Genomic DNA, 17,870 nt, shown 5'->3' on the forward strand with positions numbered 1-17,870 from the left:
GACGGAGTGTGTATGGGTGATCGGCACGACTATGTCGCCCTGGAGTGGGTCAAGGGCGAAATCGCGGAAACCCTGAAGCAGGCGCGACAGGCACTGGAGGCGTTCGTCGAGAATCCGCAGGATTCGACACGCATGCGCTTCTGCCAGACCTACGTGCATCAGGTTCACGGCACCCTGCAGATGGTCGAGTTCTTCGGCGCGGCCTTGCTCGCCGAGGAAATGGAGCACCTGTCCCAGGCGCTGATCGACGGCCGCGTGGCCAACCAGGGCGAAGCGCTGGAAGTGCTGATGCAGGCCATCCTGCAGCTGCCGGTGTACCTGGACCGCATCCAGACCGCACGCCGTGACCTGCCCATGGTGGTGCTGCCGCTGCTCAACGACCTGCGCGCCGCGCGGGGCGAGAAGCTGCTGTCGGAAACCAGCCTGTTCTCGCCTGACCTATCCGCCCGTGCTGCGGCGCTGTCGCCCGAGTCGCTGACCCAGCTGCGCACCGCAGAGCTACCGACCCTGCTGCGCAAGCTGCGGCAGATGCTGCAGGTGGCGCTGGTAGGCGTCATTCGCCAGCAGGACATGGACACCAACCTCGGCTACATGGCGCGGGTGTTCGCACGCCTGGAAACCCTGTGCAAGCACTCGCCCCTCGAGTCGCTGTGGCAGATCGCTTCCGGCGTCGTCGAAGGCCTGTCCAACGGCAGCATCGCCAACGGCACCTCGGTGCGCACGTTGCTGCGCCAGGTCGACAAGGAACTCAAGCGCCTGACCGAACAGGGCGCCGACGGCATCAACCAGAGTGCTCCGGACGAACTCACCAAGAACCTGCTGTTCTACGTCGCCAAGGCCTCGCCGCAGTCGCCGCGCAACCAGGTGCTGCGCGAGCGCTACAACCTCGACGAAGCGCTGCCCGACGATGGCGTGGTCGATGAAGAGCGTGCCCGCCTGGCCGGCCCCGACCGCGATGCCATGCGCTCGGTGGTTGGCGCGCTCTGTGAAGAGCTGGTGCGGGTCAAGGACAGCCTCGACCTGTTCGTGCGCAGCGACCGCTCTCAGGTCAGCGAACTGCAGGCCCTCTCGGTGCCGCTCAAGCAGATCGCCGATACCCTGGCCGTGCTCGGTTTTGCCCAGCCGCGCAAGGTCATCGTCGACCAGCTCGACGTGGTACGCGCCCTGACCGAGGGCGCCCAGTCGCCGAGCGACGCCGTGCTGATGGACGTCGCCGGTGCGCTGCTCTACGTCGAAGCGACCCTGACCGGCATGGTCGGCCAGAACGACGGCAACAAGCGTGAAGAAAGCCACCTGCCGACCACTGATGTTGGGCAGATTCATCAGCTGGTGATCAAGGAAGCGCGCACCGGCCTGGAACAGGCCAAGGACGCGATTATCGAGTTCATCGCCTCGCAGTGGAACCACGACCACCTGGCCCGCGTGCCGGAGTTGCTGACCCAGGTGCGTGGCGGTCTGGCGATGATTCCGCTGGAGCGCGCCGCGGCGCTGCTCAATGCCTGCAACCGCTATATCCAGGAACAGCTGCTGGCCCGCAAGGCGGTGCCGAACTGGCAGAACCTCGACACCCTGGCCGATGCCATCACCAGCGTGGAGTACTACCTGGAGCGTCTGTCCGAAGACCACGCCACCCAGGGTGATCTGATTCTCGACGTCGCCGAGGAAAGCCTCGGGGCGCTGGGTTATCCGCTGCAGGACGCGCCGTCGATTCTCGATGCGCCTGCCGAGGACGAGCCGGCGCCGCTGGACGACCCGCTGCACGATATCGACGTGCTGGCCGCGCCCGCTATCGAAAGCGCTGACTCGGATACCGCGGCTGAACCGGTCGCCGAGCTGCCCGTGCTGGACGAGCCGGCTTTCGAACAGCCGCAGCTGGCCAGTGAGCCGGTCGACCTGGCTGGCGATGTGGCCGATACGCATTGGCCGCAGGAGGAGCAAGCTGCCGAGCTGCCTGAACTGCATGACGAGGTGATCGAGCCTGGCGAGCAGGCGACCGAGACGCTGGTCGAGACTGCAGAAGCCGACAGCTGGTCGCTGGCCGACGAGCAGCCCCTGGCGCTGACGCCTGAGCCAAGCGACGCCGCGACCAACCCCTACGCACTCGACCTTAGCGAACTAGACGACGACCCTTACGCCGATGCCAAGGCCGCGGTGGCCGACGACGCCTGGTCGCTGGATGACGCCGAGCTGCTGGACGAAGCGCCGAGCACCGCGAGGCAGGATGACGACTTCCTGCTCTCCGCCGAGCCGCTGGAGCTTGGTGAGCTGGAGACTTTACCGGTTGCCGAGCAACCCGCTTCCGTCGCCGATGACGAGTGGTCCTTCGATCTCGATGATCAGCCGGCCGCCGCGCCCGAGCCGCACGGCCGTGCCGAGGATGAGCTGTGGTCGCTGGACGAGCTGCAAAGCGATCTCGAATCTGTCGATGCCGAGCCGACCGTCGCCGAGTTGCCGGCCCTCGATCTGCCGAACCAGGGTTTCGAAGAGCAGCCGCTGGAACTGGAATCCCTGGATCTGGATGCCGGCGACGAGCCGCAGTGGAACGAAGTCGACCTCGACGAGCTGCAACTGCCGGAAGTCGAGCTACCCGGCCTGCCCGAAGCGCCTGTAGTCGAGGAGCCGGCTGCCGAGAAACCGCTGTCCATGGCCGACGTGATGGCCGCGCCTGTGCAGGCGATCAACCCGCCGGCGGCGGATGTGCCGCCCAGCCTGCTGCCGCCGCCTGCCGATGAAGAGCCCATCGATGAAGAACTGCGTGAAGTCTTTATCGAGGAAGCTGGCGAGGTGCTGGAAACCATCGCCGAATTCCTGCCGCGCTGGTGTGCCGACACCGAGGATCGTGAGGCCCTGACCGAAATTCGCCGCGCCTTCCACACCCTCAAGGGCAGTGGCCGCATGGTGCGTGCGCTGGTCATCGGCGAGCTGGCCTGGTCCATCGAAAACCTGCTCAACCGCGTGCTCGACCGCAGCATCCTGCCGGGTGACGAGGTCAAGCAGGTGATCAACCAGGTCGTGGCGCTGACGCCCGAGCTGGTCGACGAGTTCGCCGCCCAGGCCCAGCGTCAGCGTGACGATGTCGACCGCCTGGCGGCCGACGCCCATGCGCTGGCCAAAGGGCTGAGCCTCCCAAAGCATGACGCCCCGGCTGCTGCGGTAGCCGAGCCCGCGGGCGAGATCGAGGCTGCCGCACCTGTTCATCCGCAACCTGTGCATGAGGAACCGGCGGGGCTCGACCCGCAGTTGCTGGAGATATTCCGCAACGAGGCGGAAACCCACCTCGACACCCTGGCCGCATTCCTCGATGACTGCGCCCGGGAGATGCCGCAGCCGGTCACCGACGACCTGCAGCGCGCCCTGCACACGCTCAAGGGCAGCGCCTACATGGCCGGCATTCTGCCGATGGCCGAAGTGGCAGCGCCGCTGGAGAAGATGGTCAAGGAGTTCAAGGTCAACCTGGTGCCGCTGGACCTGGCCGAAGCCGAGGTGCTGGTCGAAGCCCAGGCGCTGTTCCGCCAGGGCCTGGCCCAGTTGGAAAACGACCCGCTGCGCCCGATCCCTGGCACCGACGCCTTCCTGGAGCGCGTTCGCCAGCTGCACGAGCAGCGCCTCGAACACGCCCAGAGCCAGCGCCAGGACGAACACGGCGAGAGCCGCGATCCGCAGTTGATCAGCATCTTCCTGGCCGAAGGCATGGACATCCTGCTGGACGCCGAAGACCTGCTGCGCCGCTGGCGCACGCAGCCGTCCGAGCGCCAGGAACTCAATACCCTGCTGGAAGAGCTGACCACCTTGGGCCGCGGCGCGGAAATGGCCGAGCTGCCGCAGATCGACGAGCTCTGCGAGGCGCTGCTGGATATCTACGGCGCCGTGGAAGACGGCAGCCTGGCGGTCAGCGAGCGCTTCTTCGACGAAGCCGAGCACGCCCACGAAGCGCTGGTCAGCATGATGGATCAGGTCGCGGCCGGCCTCGAAGTCACGCCCAGCCCCGAACGCGTGGCCGCCTTGCGTGCGCTGCTCGATGAAGCGCTGGATCCGGCCAAGCTGGCTCTGCTGTCCGGCGACGTGCCGGGCCTGCAGGTGGTCGAGCTGGAAGAGGCGACCCGTGCACTGGAAGCGTCTGAAGTAGCCGACGAGCCGCTCGAAGGCGCCGTAAACGCAGCCGAGTCGGATGACAACGAACTGGAGTCGATCTTCCTCGAAGAGGCGGTGGACATCCTCGACAGCGCCGCCGGCAATCTGCAGCGCTGGCTGGCCGAGCCCGACAACCGCAGCCTTGCCTCGTCGCTGCAGCGCGACATGCACACCCTCAAGGGCGGCGCCAACATGGCCGGCGTGACGCCGATCAGCGCCCTGGCCCATGAGCTGGAAGCCCTTTACGAAGGCCTCGTGGATCGCCGTTACGGCGTTTCCCCGTTCGCCACCGACAGCGTGCAGCAGGGCCATGCACGGCTCGGCGATATGCTCGCCAGCCTGCAGGCACATCAGCCGGCGCAGCCTGCCGATGAGCTGGTCGAAGCCATTCGCCAATTCCGCCAGCGCGGCGGCCAGGATGAGCAACCTGGCGAGCCCGAGACATCGATCGTGGCCGAGCCGGTCGAGCACCCGGATGCCTGGCCTGAACCGGAGCCCGAAGCGCCGGCCGCCGAGCCCGTCGCGGAAATCGTCGAGCCGCCGGTGGTGCGCGCTGAGCCCGCTCCGCAAGCCACGGTGCACAGCGACCGCGACCCCGAGTTGGTGGAGATCTTTCTCGAGGAAGGTTTCGACATCATCGACAGCGCCGGCGCGGCCCTGACGCACTGGATGGACGACGTCGACAACAGCCTCGATCTGGAATCCCTGCAGCGCGACCTGCACACCCTCAAGGGCGGTGCGCGGATGGCCGAGATCCGTGAGATCGGCGATCTGGCCCACGAGCTGGAGTTCCTCTACGAGGACCTCGGCAACGGCCGCCTGCGCCCCAGCCCGATGCTGTTCGAGCTGCTGCACGCCTGCCACGACCGCCTCGCCGAAATGCTCGACGCGGTGCGCTCGCAGCGCGCGGTACCCAATGGCGACGAGCTGATCGAAACCATTCGCCGCCTGCGTGCCAACCCGGACGAGCAACTGAGCATGCCGCGCGCCGTGCCGATGCATGCCGCGCCGCAGGAAACGTTCGATGCCGATGGCGACGAAATCCTCGATATCTTCCTGGAAGAAGCCGACGATCTGCTCGAAGCCATGGAAGCCGGCATCGGCCGCTGGGAAGAGCGCCGTGACGATGCCAGCTGCATCGACGATCTGCTGCGCATCCTGCATACCCTCAAGGGCGGTGCACGCCTGGCCGGGCAGAAGCAGCTGGGCGACCAGAGCCACGACCTGGAACAGCACCTGACCGAAGCGCAGACGCAAGGCGCGCCCTGGCCGGATAGCCTGTTCCTCGACGTGCAGTCCGGCTTCGAAGGTCTGCAGAAGAGTCTCGACGAGCTGCGTCTGCGCCTGCAGCAGCAACCCGAGGACGAACGACCAGCCGCCGAGCCGCAGCAGCCGCAGCCGCAGCCGGTGGTACGCACGGCGACCTCCATCGTCGCTGCCAGCGAGCAGCCGGTGGTCGCGACCGAAAACCGCGTGCTGCCCTTCGTGCAGCGCGCCGAAGTGGCCGCCGAGGAGGCCGCCTCGCGGCGTGCCCCGCAGGAACTGGTCAAGGTGCCCGCCGATCTGCTCGAAGGCCTGGTCAACCTGGCCGGTGAGACCTCGATCTTCCGTGGCCGTGTGGAGCAGCAGGTCAGCGACTTCGGTTTCACCCTGAGCGAGATGGAAGCCACCATCGACCGGGTGCGCGACCAGCTGCGCCGCCTGGACACCGAAACCCAGGCGCAGATCCTCAGCCGCTACCAGGCTGAGGCCGAGCGCGCCGGTTACGAGGAGTTCGACCCGCTGGAGATGGACCGCCATTCCCAGCTGCAGCAGTTGTCGCGTGCCCTGTTCGAGTCGGCCTCCGACTTGCTGGACCTCAAGGAAACCCTGGCCTCGCGTAACCGCGATGCGGAAACCCTGTTGCTGCAACAGGCACGGGTCAACACCGAGCTGCAGGAAGGCCTGATGCGTACGCGCATGGTGCCGTTCGACCGCCTGGTACCGCGTCTGCGCCGTATCGTGCGCCAGGTGGCCAGCGAGCTCGGCAAGCAGGTCGAATTCACCGTCGGCAACGCTGATGGCGAGATGGACCGCACGGTGCTGGAGCGCATCGTCGCGCCCCTGGAGCACATGCTGCGCAATGCCGTCGACCACGGTATCGAAGGCGTCGCGTTGAGGGCCAAGGCCGGCAAACCGGAGCAGGGCAGCATTCGCCTAGAACTGGGCCGCGAAGGCGGCGACATCGTGCTGACGCTCAGCGACGACGGTGCCGGCATCAATCTCGATGCGGTGCGCCGCAAGGCCATCGAGCGTGGGTTGATGGATGCCGGCTCCGACCTCAGCGAACACGAGATCCTGCAGTTCATCCTCGAAGCCGGTTTCTCCACCGCCGAGAAGGTCACGCAGATTTCCGGGCGTGGCGTCGGCATGGACGTGGTCAACGCCGAGGTCAAGCAACTCGGCGGCTCGATGAGCATCGACTCGGTGATCGGCGAAGGCACCACCTTCCGCATTCGTCTGCCGTTCACCGTATCGGTCAACCGTGCGCTGATGGTGCTGTCCGGTGAAGACCTGTACGCCATTCCGCTCAACACCATCGAAGGTATCGTGCGGGTTTCGCCGTACGAGCTGGAAAGCTACTACGGTCCCGATGCGCCGCGTTTCGAATACGCCGGCCAGGCTTACGAACTGCGCTACCTGGGCGATCTGCTCAACAACGGCCAGCATCCCAAACTGGTCGGTCAGAGCCTGCCGTTGCCGGTGATCTTGGTGCGCTCCAGCGAGCACGCCGTGGCCGTGCAGGTGGACTCCCTGGCCGGTTCGCGGGAGATCGTGGTGAAGAGCCTCGGCCCGCAGTTCGCCACGGTGCCGGGTATTTCCGGGGCGACCATCCTCGGTGATGGTCGCGTAGTGGTGATTCTCGACCTGCTGGCGACCATCCGCGAGCTGCACGCCCACCTGCAGTATCAGGTGCGGCCGCGCCTGTCCGCCGATGCTGGCGCCGTGGCAGAGGTCGAGGTCGAGCGTCCGACCCTGGTCATGGTGGTGGACGACTCGGTCACCGTGCGCAAGGTCACCAGCCGCCTGCTGGAACGCAACGGCATGAACGTGCTGACCGCCAAGGACGGGGTCGACGCCATCGCCCAGCTGCAGGAGCATCGCCCCGACATCATGTTGCTGGACATTGAGATGCCACGCATGGACGGCTTCGAGGTCGCCAACCTGATTCGCCACGATGAAGGCCTCAAGGACCTGCCGATCATCATGATCACCTCGCGTACCGGTGAGAAACACCGCGAGCGGGCGATGAGCATCGGCGTCAACGAGTACCTCGGCAAGCCGTACCAGGAGTCGCTGCTGCTCGACTCCATCGAGAAGTGGACGAAACGACCATGAATCCATCCAGTGCAGCGCGTATTGCAGTGATCGCCGACACCTCGCTGCAGCGCCATGTGCTGCAGCAGGCGTTGAGCAGCAACGGCTACCAGGTCGTGCTCAACAGCGACCCCGAGCGCCTCGATGATGCGGCGCTGTGGGCCTGTGAAGCGGACCTGTGGCTGGTCGACCTGGTGCAGTCCGAGGATCTGCCGCTGATCGATACGCTGCTCGCTGATGCCGAGGTGCCGGTGCTGTTCGGCGAAGGCCATGCGCCTGAGCGCAGCTCGGAAAACTACCCGCGCTGGGAGCGCCGGCTGGTCGGCAAGCTGAAGAAGCTGGTCGGTGATCCCGCCCTGGCCACTGCCGGTGGCGGCCTCGAAAGCCTGCTGGCCGAGGCGCAGCGCCCTGAGCGCATCGACTTACCAGCGGTGCTGGCCGATACCCCGCTGCAGGCCGGCGAGCCGGCCCGTCAGGTCTGGCTGCTGGCGGCGTCGCTCGGGGGGCCGGCGGCGGTGAAGGCGTTTCTCGATGCGCTGCCGGGCGGTCTGCCGGTGGCCTTCCTGTATGCCCAGCACATCGACCCCAGCTTCGAAACCACCTTGCCCCAGGCCGTTGGCCGTCACAGCCAGTGGCGGGTTGGCAACGTGCGTGATGGCGACACCCTGCGCTGCGGCGACGTGGTGGTGGTGCCGATCAGCAACGAGCTGACCTTCACCGATGATGGCGTGATGCGTATCGCCGCGCGCCCCTGGCCGGAGCCTTACAGCCCGTCGATCGATCAGATGATGCTCAACCTGGCCCAGCGTTACGCTGCCAGCAGTGGCGTGATCGCCTTCAGCGGTATGGGTAGCGATGGCAGCGCCGCCGCCGCCTACGTGAAGCGCCAGGGCGGCATTATCTGGACGCAGCGGGCCGAAAGCTGCGCCTGCTCGAGCATGCCCGACAGCCTGCGCGAGGGCGGCTACAGCAGCTTCACCGCCGATCCGCGGGAGCTGGCCGCGGCGCTGGTCGAGCACCTTGCCGAGCAGTGCGCCACTGAGCGGCAGTCTTCTTCCACCTCGTTCGCTGTCTGACAGGATGTTTTCATGAGCCAAGCCGTCGCTACCCAGAACAGCGTCAGCAGCCTGACCGGTCTGGTCGTGCCGCTGGCCGATCGCACGCTGCTGCTGCCCAACGTGGCGGTGGCCGAGCTGATTCCCTATCGCGCGCCACCGGCCATGGGCGGTATGCCGGACTGGTTTCTCGGTCAGGTGGCCTGGCGCGATCTGAGCCTGCCGTTGCTGAGCTTCGAGGCCGCCAGTGGCGGGCAGCCGGTGGTCGGCAGTGGCGCGCGGATCGCCATCCTCAACGCCCTGGGCGGGCGCGCCAACGTCAAATTCATTGCTCTGCTGGTGCAAGGAATTCCACGCTCCCTGCGAGTGACCGAGGATCTGCCACGTGCCGATGCCGAACTGGCGCCGCTGGAGCTGGCGGCGGTAAAGGTGGATGACGTCGTGCTGCGCATCCCCGATCTCGAAGGTCTCGAGCAACTGCTTGCCGATGCCGAGCTGATCTAAGAGTCTGTTCAAAGTCTCGCGAGCTAGAGCAAAGCAGGCCTAGGCGGCCCCGCAAAAACAGGCGAGGACCGGTCGGAGTCGCGCTCGACTTTACGATCTGTAAATGAGCAGTCCGACTGGGCTGGCAATCCAGCCTGTCTTTAATGCCGCATTGCCGACGCGCAGCTGACTTTGAACAGGTTCTAGGCCACAGACGAAACAGCAGTAACACTCAGAAACAGGTCAAACTTTTCTTCTTCGCAGCGACTCACACACGAGTGACGCCGGCCAGCAGAGCTGGCGCACTCAACCGTAAGCCGATGGAGAAAAGCCATGAGCACCCCTCTTACCGATATCAGCATTCTGCGCCAGCGTGCCCGCCAGCACCTCGAATCCGGAGCGATCACCGAGGGCTACACGGCCGACCGTGAAACCGTGCTGCGCCTGCTCAACGAGTCGCTGGCCACCGAGCTGGTCTGCTACCTGCGCTACAAGCGCCACTACCACATGGCCAGCGGCCTCAAGGCCAGCGTGGCGGCGGCCGAGTTTCTCGAACATGCCCAGCAGGAGCTGGAGCACTCCGACAAGCTGGCCGAGCGCATCACCCAGCTTGGTGGCGAGCCGGATTTCAACCCGGCGACGCTGACCGCGCGTTCCCACGCCGAGTATGTCGCGGGCAGTTCGCTCAAGGAGATGGTGACCGAGAATCTGGTGGCCGAGCGCATCGCCATCGACAGCTATCGCGAGATCATTGCCTTCCTCGGCAACGATGATCCGACCACGCGACGCATCTTCGAAGACATCCTTGCCCAGGAAGAAGAACACGCCGACGATATGGCCGATATCCTCGACGACCTCTGAGGCGTCCGCCGGGGCGCGCATTCAACGCCCCGGCGATCAGCGGCGCGGCAGCATCGCGCGTAGCACGCCGTCGCGCAGCCCGTAGTGGTGCCAGAGCGCCACACAGGCGTGGCCCAGAATCAACGCGAACAGCAGGTACTTGGCCGTCAGATGGAACTGGCGGGCCAGGGCGCGGGTTGCATCGGAAACCGGCAACGGGTCGATGGTCATCAACCAGAACATTTCCACTGGCCGCTTGCCGAACAGCAGGCCGCTCAGGGGCATCGCCAGCAACAGCGCATAAAGGACGCCATGGCCCAGCTTCGCCGCGGTGCGCTGCCAGCGTGCGTGGTTGGCCAACAACTGTGGTGTGCCTTGCCGAGCACGCACCAGCAGGCGCAGCACGGTCAGCAGCAGAATGCTCAGGCCCAGGGATTTGTGCAGGGTGAATACCCCGCCAGTGCCGCCGAGCAGATCGGCAACCAGATCTTGGGCATAAGGCAGCGACAGGGTGCAGATGACCAGCAGAGCGCTGAGCCAGTGCAGGGCGATCTGGGTGCCTGAATAGCGGTCATTCATGGTGGGCTCTCATCATGCCCGGTGCGCACGGGCCGTCTGCTGATGATAGCCAATTGGCCTCAGGTTTCTTGCGGCTTTGCGCGATGCGCTGTCTCCACGCCGACAGAGTGGACTTTGAACAGGTTCTTAGAAATCGCCCCACAAGTGCTGAGCTAACGCCAAGCCCGCCACCGGCGCGGTTTCGGTGCGCAGTACGCGCGGCCCCAGGCGCGCTGCATGGAAGCCGGTGCCTTTTGCCTGCTCGACTTCGGCATCGGTCAGGCCACCCTCGGGGCCGATCAGAAAGGCCAGTGACGCGGGTTTGGCATGGCTGCTCAGCGGTTCGGCAACAGGGTGCAGCACCAGCTTGAGATCCGCCTGGGTTTGCTGCAGCCAGTCGTTGAGAACGATGGGGGGATGAATCAGCGGAACCACCGAACGCCCGCATTGCTCGCACGCGCTGATCGCCACCTGGCGCCAGTGGGCCATGCGCTTGTCGGTGCGCTCATCCTTCAGGCGTACTTCGCAGCGCGTGCTGATGATCGGGCTGATCACCTGGGCGCCCAGCTCGGTGGCCTTCTGGATCGCCCAGTCCATACGCTCCCCACGGGACAGACCCTGGCCCAGGTGGATGTGCAGGGGCGACTCCGCCTGCCCGGCGAACTGCTCGCGCAGCTCGACGCGCACCGTCTTCTTGCCTACCTCGACCAGCTCGCCGAGAAACTCCTGACCGCTGCCATCGAACAGTTGCACCGCGTCGCCCGCGGCGTGCCGTAGCACCCGGCCGATGTAGTGGGCCTGGGCCTCGGGCAGCTCGTGTTGGCCAAGGGAAAGGGGGGCGTCGATGAAGAAGCGGGAAAGGCGCATGGTCGGTGGCGGATATGGGCTGAGGGTGGCAAGCATAACCGGATGGTGGTTTTTCTGCAGGCCGTCGATGACCGCGGCGTTGCTGCAGGCCGCGCGGCGGTTGGCGTGAGTCGCTCGCGGTTGGTGAACGGCAACGCCGCTCGGTGCCTCGAGGGTTGCGACGATGCGTCCATTGGCCATAGGGTAAAAAAGAACGGCCTTGCTCCCGGGCCGCATTCCCGGGGCGCTTCAACACCGCAGGGCTGACCAAGGGGTGGGTGGCTAACGCGAACGCACGTCAGGCAGGGGAAACCTGTTGCCGTGCTGCGGCGTGGGCGCTGCAGCCCATCCTGTTTCAAGGGCGGACTATCCGCCGCTACATTCCACGCATAGGGAATAATAATGATCGTGCAACGTACCGGATTATCGTTGATGGCGCTGAGCGCCAGTCTTCTGGCCATTTCCACCGCTCAGGCGAACCAGGCCGAATCCAAGGGGTTTCTCGAAGACAGCACGCTGAATCTGCTGACCCGCAACGTTTACTGGCATATGGATCGCCATGCGAGCGGAGCCCAGGACAACCGCGAATGGGGCCAGGGTTTTCACCTCGAATACAGCTCGGGCTATACCCAGGGCGTCGTCGGTTTTGGCGTCGATCTCAATGCCTACATGGGCATCAAGCTGGACAGCGGGCGAGGGCGGTCAGGCTCCGGTTTGCTGCCGGTGGACTCGTCCACCAACCAGGCCGACGACGAGTTCGGCACCCTCGGTGGCGCCGTGAAAATGCGCATTTCCAATTCGGAACTCAAGTATGGCCAGCTGCGGCCCTACAACCCGGTGATCGCGGTCGCCGACGCCCGCCTGGTGCCCGCCACCGCGACCGGTTTCCAGCTGACCAGCGCCGAGATCGATGACTTGATCATCGACGCAGGCCATTTCACCTCGTCCAAGGATTTCAACCAGGCCGGTAGCCGCGATGGCTTCTACAGCACCTACGCGCCGGGGGCCGAAGGCGGCAGTGTCGATTATGTCGGGGCCAATTGGGTCGCCAGCGATGCCTTGAGTTTCAGTGCCTACGCCTCGCGCTATGAAGACTTGTGGCGTCAGTACTACGGCAACGCCATCTACAACCTGGCAATCGATGACCAGCAGGCGCTGAACTTCGATTTCAACATCTATCGGACGCTGGATGAGGGCAAGTCGGTCGCCGGCGACATCGACGTCACCGCCTGGTCGCTGGCCACTGCCTACTCGATCGGAGCGCATACCTTCACCATCGCCCACCAACGGGTGCATGGCGATCAGCCGTTCGACTACCTGACGCTCGGCGGCGGCGGTGCGCAAGACTCCATCTACCTGGCCAACTCGTCGCAACTGGTGGATTTCAACGGCCCGGGCGAGCGCTCCTGGCGCGCTACCTACGCCATGGACCTGGCCAGCTACGGGGTGCCGGGGCTGTCGTTCTACGTCTCGTACATCCGCGGTGACAACGTCGATGGCAGCAAGATGGACGCGTCCAGCCCCTACGCCTATTACGCCGACAACGAGAAGCACTGGGAGCGCGATGTGAACGTGCAATACGTGGTGCAGAGCGGCGCGGCCAAGGACCTCAAGTTCCGTCTGCGCCAGGCCACGCATCGTATCTCCGGAACCTCGGATGTGGATTCCGATCAGGTGCGTTTCATCGTCGAGTACCCGCTGAGCGTGCTCTGAGCAAGGCATGACGGCAGGTGGGGGCATGCCCACCTGCCGGTGCCGTCAGCCCGGATCGCGGAAGCCCGGATAGCGGGTGTCGCCAACCGGCACGCTGACCGAAGTGCGGGTGGCCAGGTCGATGCCTTCGCTGGCCACGTCAGCGAGGAAGTCGATCTGCTCTTCGCTGATCACGTAGGGCGGCAGGAAGTACACCACGCTGCCCAGCGGCCGCAGCAGGGCGCCGCGGGTCAGGGCGTGCTGGTACACCTTGAGGCCACGGCGTTCCTGCCAGGGATAGGCGACCTTGCCAGCCTTGTCCTGCACCATTTCGATGGCCAGGGCCATGCCGGTCTGGCGCACTTCGGCGACGTGGGGGTGATCGACCAAGTGTGCGGTTGCGCTGGCCATGCGCGCGGCGAGCCGCTTGTTGGCCTCGATCACGCCGTCCTCCTCGAAGATATCCAGGGTCGCCAGGGCGGCGGCGCAGGCCAGCGGGTTGCCGGTATAGGTGTGCGAATGCAGGAAGGCGCGCAGGGTGGCGTACTCGTCGTAGAACGCGGCGTAGACCTCATCGGTGGTCAGCACCGCGGCCATCGGCAGATAGCCGCCGGTGAGCGCCTTGGACAGCACCAGAAAGTCCGGGGTGATGCCGGCCTGCTCGCAGGCGAACATCGTGCCGGTGCGGCCGAAACCGACGGCGATCTCGTCATGGATCAGGTGCACGCCGTAGCGGTCGCAAGCCTCGCGCAGCAGCTTGAGGTAGATCGGGTGGTACATGCGCATGCCGCCGGCGCCCTGGATCAAGGGCTCGACGATCACTGCCGCCACTTCATGGTGGTGTTCGGCGAGCGTCTGCTCCATGGCGGCGAACATCGTCCGTGAGTGGTCTTCCCAGCTCACGCCGTCCGGGCGCAGGTAGCAGTCCGGGCTCGGCACCTTGAGGGTGTCGAGCAACAGCGCCTTGTAGGTGTCGGTGAACAGCGCCACGTCGCCCACCGACATCGCCGCCACGGTTTCGCCGTGGTAGCTGTTGGTCAGGGTCACGAAGCGTTTCTTGGCAGGCTGGCCGCTGTTGAGCCAGTAGTGAAAGCTCATCTTCAGCGCCACCTCGATGCCCGAGGAACCGTTGTCGGCGTAGAACACCCGGCTCAGCCCCGGCGGCGTGATCTGTACCAGCCGCTCGGATAGTTCGACCACCGGCTGATGGCTGAAGCCGGCCAGCATCACGTGCTCGAGCTGGTCGACCTGCTCTTTGATGCGCTCGCCGATACGCGGGTTGGCGTGGCCGAATACATTGACCCACCAGGAACTGACGGCATCCAGATAACGTTTGCCCTCGAAGTCCTCCAGCCACACACCTTCGCCACGACGGATCGGAATCAGTGGCAGGCGCTCGTGGTCCTTCATCTGTGTACAAGGGTGCCAGAGGACGTCCAGATCACGCTGCATCCAGTGTTGGTTACTCATCGAGCCGCTCTCCCAATTGTCAGCGGGCAAGCCTATCAGATGCGCGCGCCTGCCGTTTTCCGCCGTCCGCCACCGTCGATCCGCTGAAAGTGACCGTTCGGGTGCGAGGCGTTGAACGGCTCGGATGCGTCAGGGACTAAGCTCCTTGGCTTCTGGTGATGGTGTTCAGCTATCGCCTTTCTCGATATTTCACAGCAACAATTTCTGCTATTACTCGATAGGTTTGTTGCTAATCTCTGTCCAACTCAATTCTTGGAATCAGGCCATGCAGTGGCGTAATTCTACCTCTCGTTACGGTCTCATCAGCGTTTCCCTGCATTGGCTGGTGGCCATCGCGGTATTCGGGTTGTTCGCACTGGGCTTCTGGATGGTCGGGCTGAGCTACTACAGCAGCTGGTACCAGACGGCGCCGAATATTCACAAGAGCATCGGTATCCTGCTGTTCATCGTCATGCTGGCGCGCCTGGCGTGGCGCCTGGTCAGCCCGCCGCCGCCGGCGCTGCCGGAGCATGGTCGGCTGACGCGAGTGGCCAGCAAGCTGGGGCATGGCTTCCTGTACCTGGGGCTGTTCGTGCTGATGACTTCCGGCTACCTGATCTCCACCGCCGATGGCCGGAGCATCAGCGTGTTCGGCTGGTTCGAGGTGCCGGCGAGCGTGACCAGCATTCCCAATCAGGGGGATGTCGCCGGCCTGATTCATGAATACCTGGCCTGGGCTATCGTGATCTTTGCGGTCCTGCATGGCCTGGCTGCGTTGAAGCACCACTTCATCGACCGTGATCGCACCTTGCTGCGTATCTTCGGGCGCTGATCTTCCTGCGGTTTCGGCGTTGCTCTGCAGCGCCATCCATTTTCATCTCACAAGGAGTTCCCATGTTGAAGAAGACTTTCGCTGCACTGGCGCTGGGTACCGCTCTGCTGGGCGCTGGCCAGGCAATGGCTGCCGACTACGCCATCGACAAGCAAGGCCAGCACGCCTTCGTCAATTTCAAGATCAGCCACCTGGGCTACAGCTGGCTGTACGGCACCTTCAAGGATTTCGACGGCTCCTTCAGCTTCGACGAGAAGAACCCCGAGGCCAGCAAGGTCGACGTAACCCTGAAGACCGACAGTGTCGACACCAACCACGCGGAGCGCGACAAGCACATCCGCAGCGCCGACTTCCTCAACGTCAGCAAGAACCCGACCGCGACCTTCAAGTCCACGTCGGTCAAGTCGACTGGCCAGGGCGCTGCCGACATCACTGGCGACCTGACCCTCAACGGCGTGACCAAGCCGGTTGTGATCGCTGCCAAGTTCATCGGCGAAGGCAAGGACCCATGGGGCGGCTACCGTGCCGGCTTCGAGGGCAGCACCAAGCTGAAATTGAAGGACTTCAACATCGAGAAAGATCTGGGCCCGGCTTCGCAGGAAGTCGAGCTGATCATCTCCGTAGAAGGTGTGCGCAAGTAAGTCTTACGCTAGAAACAAAAAAGCCGGCTCTGAGCCGGCGTTTTTGTTTGTGGAGCTTTTGAATACCGGGGCCGCAAGCCCCGGTATTCAAGAGGCCGTCACTCGCTGTCGCGGTTGCGGGTCAGCAGAGCGGGCTTCTCGCCACGCGGACGGCTGCTCGGCAACTGATCGAGCTGTTCGGCGGTCGGCAAACGGTCGCTGCGCGAAGCCTTGTGCATGATGATCGGCTGCTTCTCGGGGGCGTCGCGACGCGGGCCTTCACGGCGTGGCAGCTCGTCGCGGTTCAGCGACGTGACGACGTTGTCACGCGCGCCACGGCTACGGTTGTCGCCGCCACGGCCACGACCGCCGCCTTGACCCTGGCCCTGACGTTTGCCGCCGCCATTGGCGCTGCCGCCACCGCCGGTGCGTGGGCCCTTGCCCTGACCGCGCGGTGCCTGACCGGCGCCGCCAGCATTCTGGCCGCCGCCCTGGCGACGGCCACGGCCCTGGGGCTTGTTCTGGGTCGGTACGTAGTCGACACGGTTGCCGAAGTTGTCGATATCGTCGTCGCGGAATTCATCCGGCGCGCGATCCGGTGGCAGGGCGGGAGCGCCTGCAGCCGGTGCCGGGCGTGCCTGGCTGCGCGGCTGCTGGCCGCGGGCCGGCTTGGCTTTGGCCTGGGGCTGGCTCTTGGCCTTGCCGCCATCCTTGCCCTTGTCGCGACGGCCGCCATTCTGGCGCTCGCCTTCGGCCTTGGCACCGCGCGGCTGGCGCGGCTTCTGCGGCTCGCGTACTTCCGGGCGCTCGGCCTCGACCTTGCTGGCATCGAAGCCCATCAGATCGCCGTCCGGGATCTTCTGCTTGGTCATGCGCTCGATGCTCTTGAGCAGCTTTTCCTCGTCCGGCGCGACCAGGGAGATGGCTTCGCCGCTACGGCCGGCACGACCGGTACGGCCGATACGGTGCACGTAGTCTTCCTCGACGTTGGGCAACTCGAAGTTGACCACGTGGGGCAGCTGGTCGATGTCCAGGCCGCGGGCGGCGATGTCCGTGGCGACCAGGATGCGCACCTTGTTGGCCTTGAAGTCGGCCAGGGCCTTGGTACGGGCATTCTGACTCTTGTTGCCGTGAATCGCGGCAGCGGTCAGGCCGTGTTTTTCCAGGTACTCGGCCAGGCGGTTGGCGCCGTGCTTGGTGCGGGTGAACACCAGCACCTGTTCCCAGGCACCGGCGGTGACCAGGTGAGCGAGCAGGGCGCGCTTGTGGCTGGCCTGCAGGCGGAACACGCGCTGTTCGATGCGCTCGACCGTGGTGTTCGGCGGCGTTACCTCGATGCGCTCGGGGTCGTGCAGCAGCTTGCTGGCGAGGTCGGTGATGTCCTTGGAGAAGGTCGCCGAGAACAGCAGGTTCTGACGCTTGGCCGGCAGGCGGGCGAGGACTTTCTTCACATCGTGGATGAAGCCCATGTCGAGCATGCGGTCGGCTTCGTCCAGCACGAGGATTTCCACGTGGGACAGATCGACGCTGCCTTGCCCGGCCAGGTCGAGCAGGCGGCCCGGGCAGGCGACCAGAACGTCGACGCCCTTGGCCAGGGCCTGCACCTGCGGGTTCATGCCGACGCCGCCGAAAATGCAGGCGCTGACGAATTTCAGATCGCGGGCATACAGCTTGAAGCTGTCATGCACCTGGGCAGCCAGTTCGCGGGTGGGGGTGAGCACCAGCACGCGGGGCTGTTTCGGGCCGTGGCGCTGTTCGCGATCCGGATGGCCGTTGGGGAACAGCCGCTCGAGGATCGGCAGGGCGAAGCCGCCTGTCTTACCTGTACCCGTCTGGGCCGCCACCATCAGGTCGCGACCTTGCAACGCGGCGGGGATGGCCCGCTGTTGCACCGGAGTGGGCTGGGTGTAGCCGGCGGCTTCGACCGCGCGGACCAAAGCCTCGGAGAGACCGAGGGAGGCAAAGGACATGTGCAATCCTGTCTGGTGAGGGCGTGGCCCTATAGGT

11 protein-coding genes are annotated in these 17,870 nt (G+C 65.2%); 7 read left to right on the forward strand and 4 right to left on the reverse strand.

Translation table 11 applies throughout. The features are described from left to right. The first annotated feature begins 12 nt into the window (after nt 1-12). The 4 genes from FB481_RS05750 to FB481_RS05765 all read left to right on the forward strand — a co-directional run bounded on the left by FB481_RS05750 (nt 13) and on the right by FB481_RS05765 (nt 9,887). Nucleotides 13-7,509, forward strand: a complete 7,497-nt coding sequence (locus FB481_RS05750; RefSeq protein WP_147175427.1) for an Hpt domain-containing protein — start codon at nt 13-15, stop codon at nt 7,507-7,509. Next, a complete protein-coding gene (locus tag FB481_RS05755) occupies nt 7,506-8,564 on the forward strand; it encodes a chemotaxis protein CheB (protein WP_147175429.1) in 1,059 nt (352 codons plus the stop codon). The genes FB481_RS05750 and FB481_RS05755 overlap by 4 nt, the downstream gene beginning before the upstream one ends. Nucleotides 8,565-8,576: 12 nt before the next feature. Further along, complete coding sequence (locus tag FB481_RS05760; RefSeq protein ID WP_093500507.1) at nt 8,577-9,047, forward strand: chemotaxis protein CheW; 471 nt, start codon at nt 8,577-8,579, stop codon at nt 9,045-9,047. A 312-nt stretch (nt 9,048-9,359) separates the two neighbouring features. After that, nucleotides 9,360-9,887: a bacterioferritin gene (locus FB481_RS05765; RefSeq protein WP_147175431.1), complete on the forward strand. Its 528-nt coding sequence runs from the start codon at nt 9,360-9,362 to the stop codon at nt 9,885-9,887. A 36-nt stretch (nt 9,888-9,923) separates the two neighbouring features. Here the strand turns inward: FB481_RS05765 and FB481_RS05770 are convergent, their stop codons facing one another. Next, nucleotides 9,924-10,445 (reverse strand): cytochrome b, encoded by a 522-nt coding sequence (locus FB481_RS05770; protein WP_147175433.1) that lies wholly within the window; start codon nt 10,443-10,445, stop codon nt 9,924-9,926. Nucleotides 10,446-10,571: 126 nt separating this feature from the next. After that, entirely contained in the window at nt 10,572-11,291 is a 720-nt protein-coding gene (locus tag FB481_RS05775) for a 16S rRNA (uracil(1498)-N(3))-methyltransferase (protein WP_147175672.1), read from the reverse strand. Nucleotides 11,292-11,672: 381 nt separating this feature from the next. Here FB481_RS05775 and FB481_RS05780 point away from each other — a divergent pair, with 381 nt between their 5' ends. Continuing rightward, nucleotides 11,673-12,983, forward strand: coding sequence for an OprD family porin (locus FB481_RS05780; protein ID WP_147175435.1), 1,311 nt, complete (start codon nt 11,673-11,675; stop codon nt 12,981-12,983). Between the two features lie 45 nt (nt 12,984-13,028). Here the strand turns inward: FB481_RS05780 and FB481_RS05785 are convergent, their stop codons facing one another. Beyond that, nucleotides 13,029-14,432: an adenosylmethionine--8-amino-7-oxononanoate transaminase gene (locus FB481_RS05785; RefSeq protein ID WP_147175437.1), complete on the reverse strand. Its 1,404-nt coding sequence runs from the start codon at nt 14,430-14,432 to the stop codon at nt 13,029-13,031. 265 nt (nt 14,433-14,697) lie between these two features. Between FB481_RS05785 and FB481_RS05790 the strand changes: the two genes are divergently transcribed. Both FB481_RS05790 and FB481_RS05795 read left to right on the forward strand, forming a co-directional pair. Beyond that, nucleotides 14,698-15,243: a cytochrome b gene (locus tag FB481_RS05790; protein WP_093500493.1), complete on the forward strand. Its 546-nt coding sequence runs from the start codon at nt 14,698-14,700 to the stop codon at nt 15,241-15,243. 62 nt (nt 15,244-15,305) lie between these two features. Then, the gene (locus FB481_RS05795; protein WP_093500491.1) at nt 15,306-15,884 is read left to right on the forward strand and encodes a YceI family protein; all 579 of its coding nucleotides are present in this window, start codon (nt 15,306-15,308) and stop codon (nt 15,882-15,884) included. 98 nt (nt 15,885-15,982) lie between these two features. On the opposite strand, the gene FB481_RS05800 is transcribed toward FB481_RS05795, so the two are convergent. Next, entirely contained in the window at nt 15,983-17,833 is a 1,851-nt protein-coding gene (locus FB481_RS05800) for a DEAD/DEAH box helicase (protein WP_178109841.1), read from the reverse strand. Between the last annotated feature and the right edge of the window lie 37 nt (nt 17,834-17,870).

Source organism: Pseudomonas sp. AG1028, from assembly GCF_007993955.1.
GTDB classification, from domain to species: Bacteria; Pseudomonadota; Gammaproteobacteria; order Pseudomonadales; family Pseudomonadaceae; genus Aquipseudomonas; species Aquipseudomonas straminea.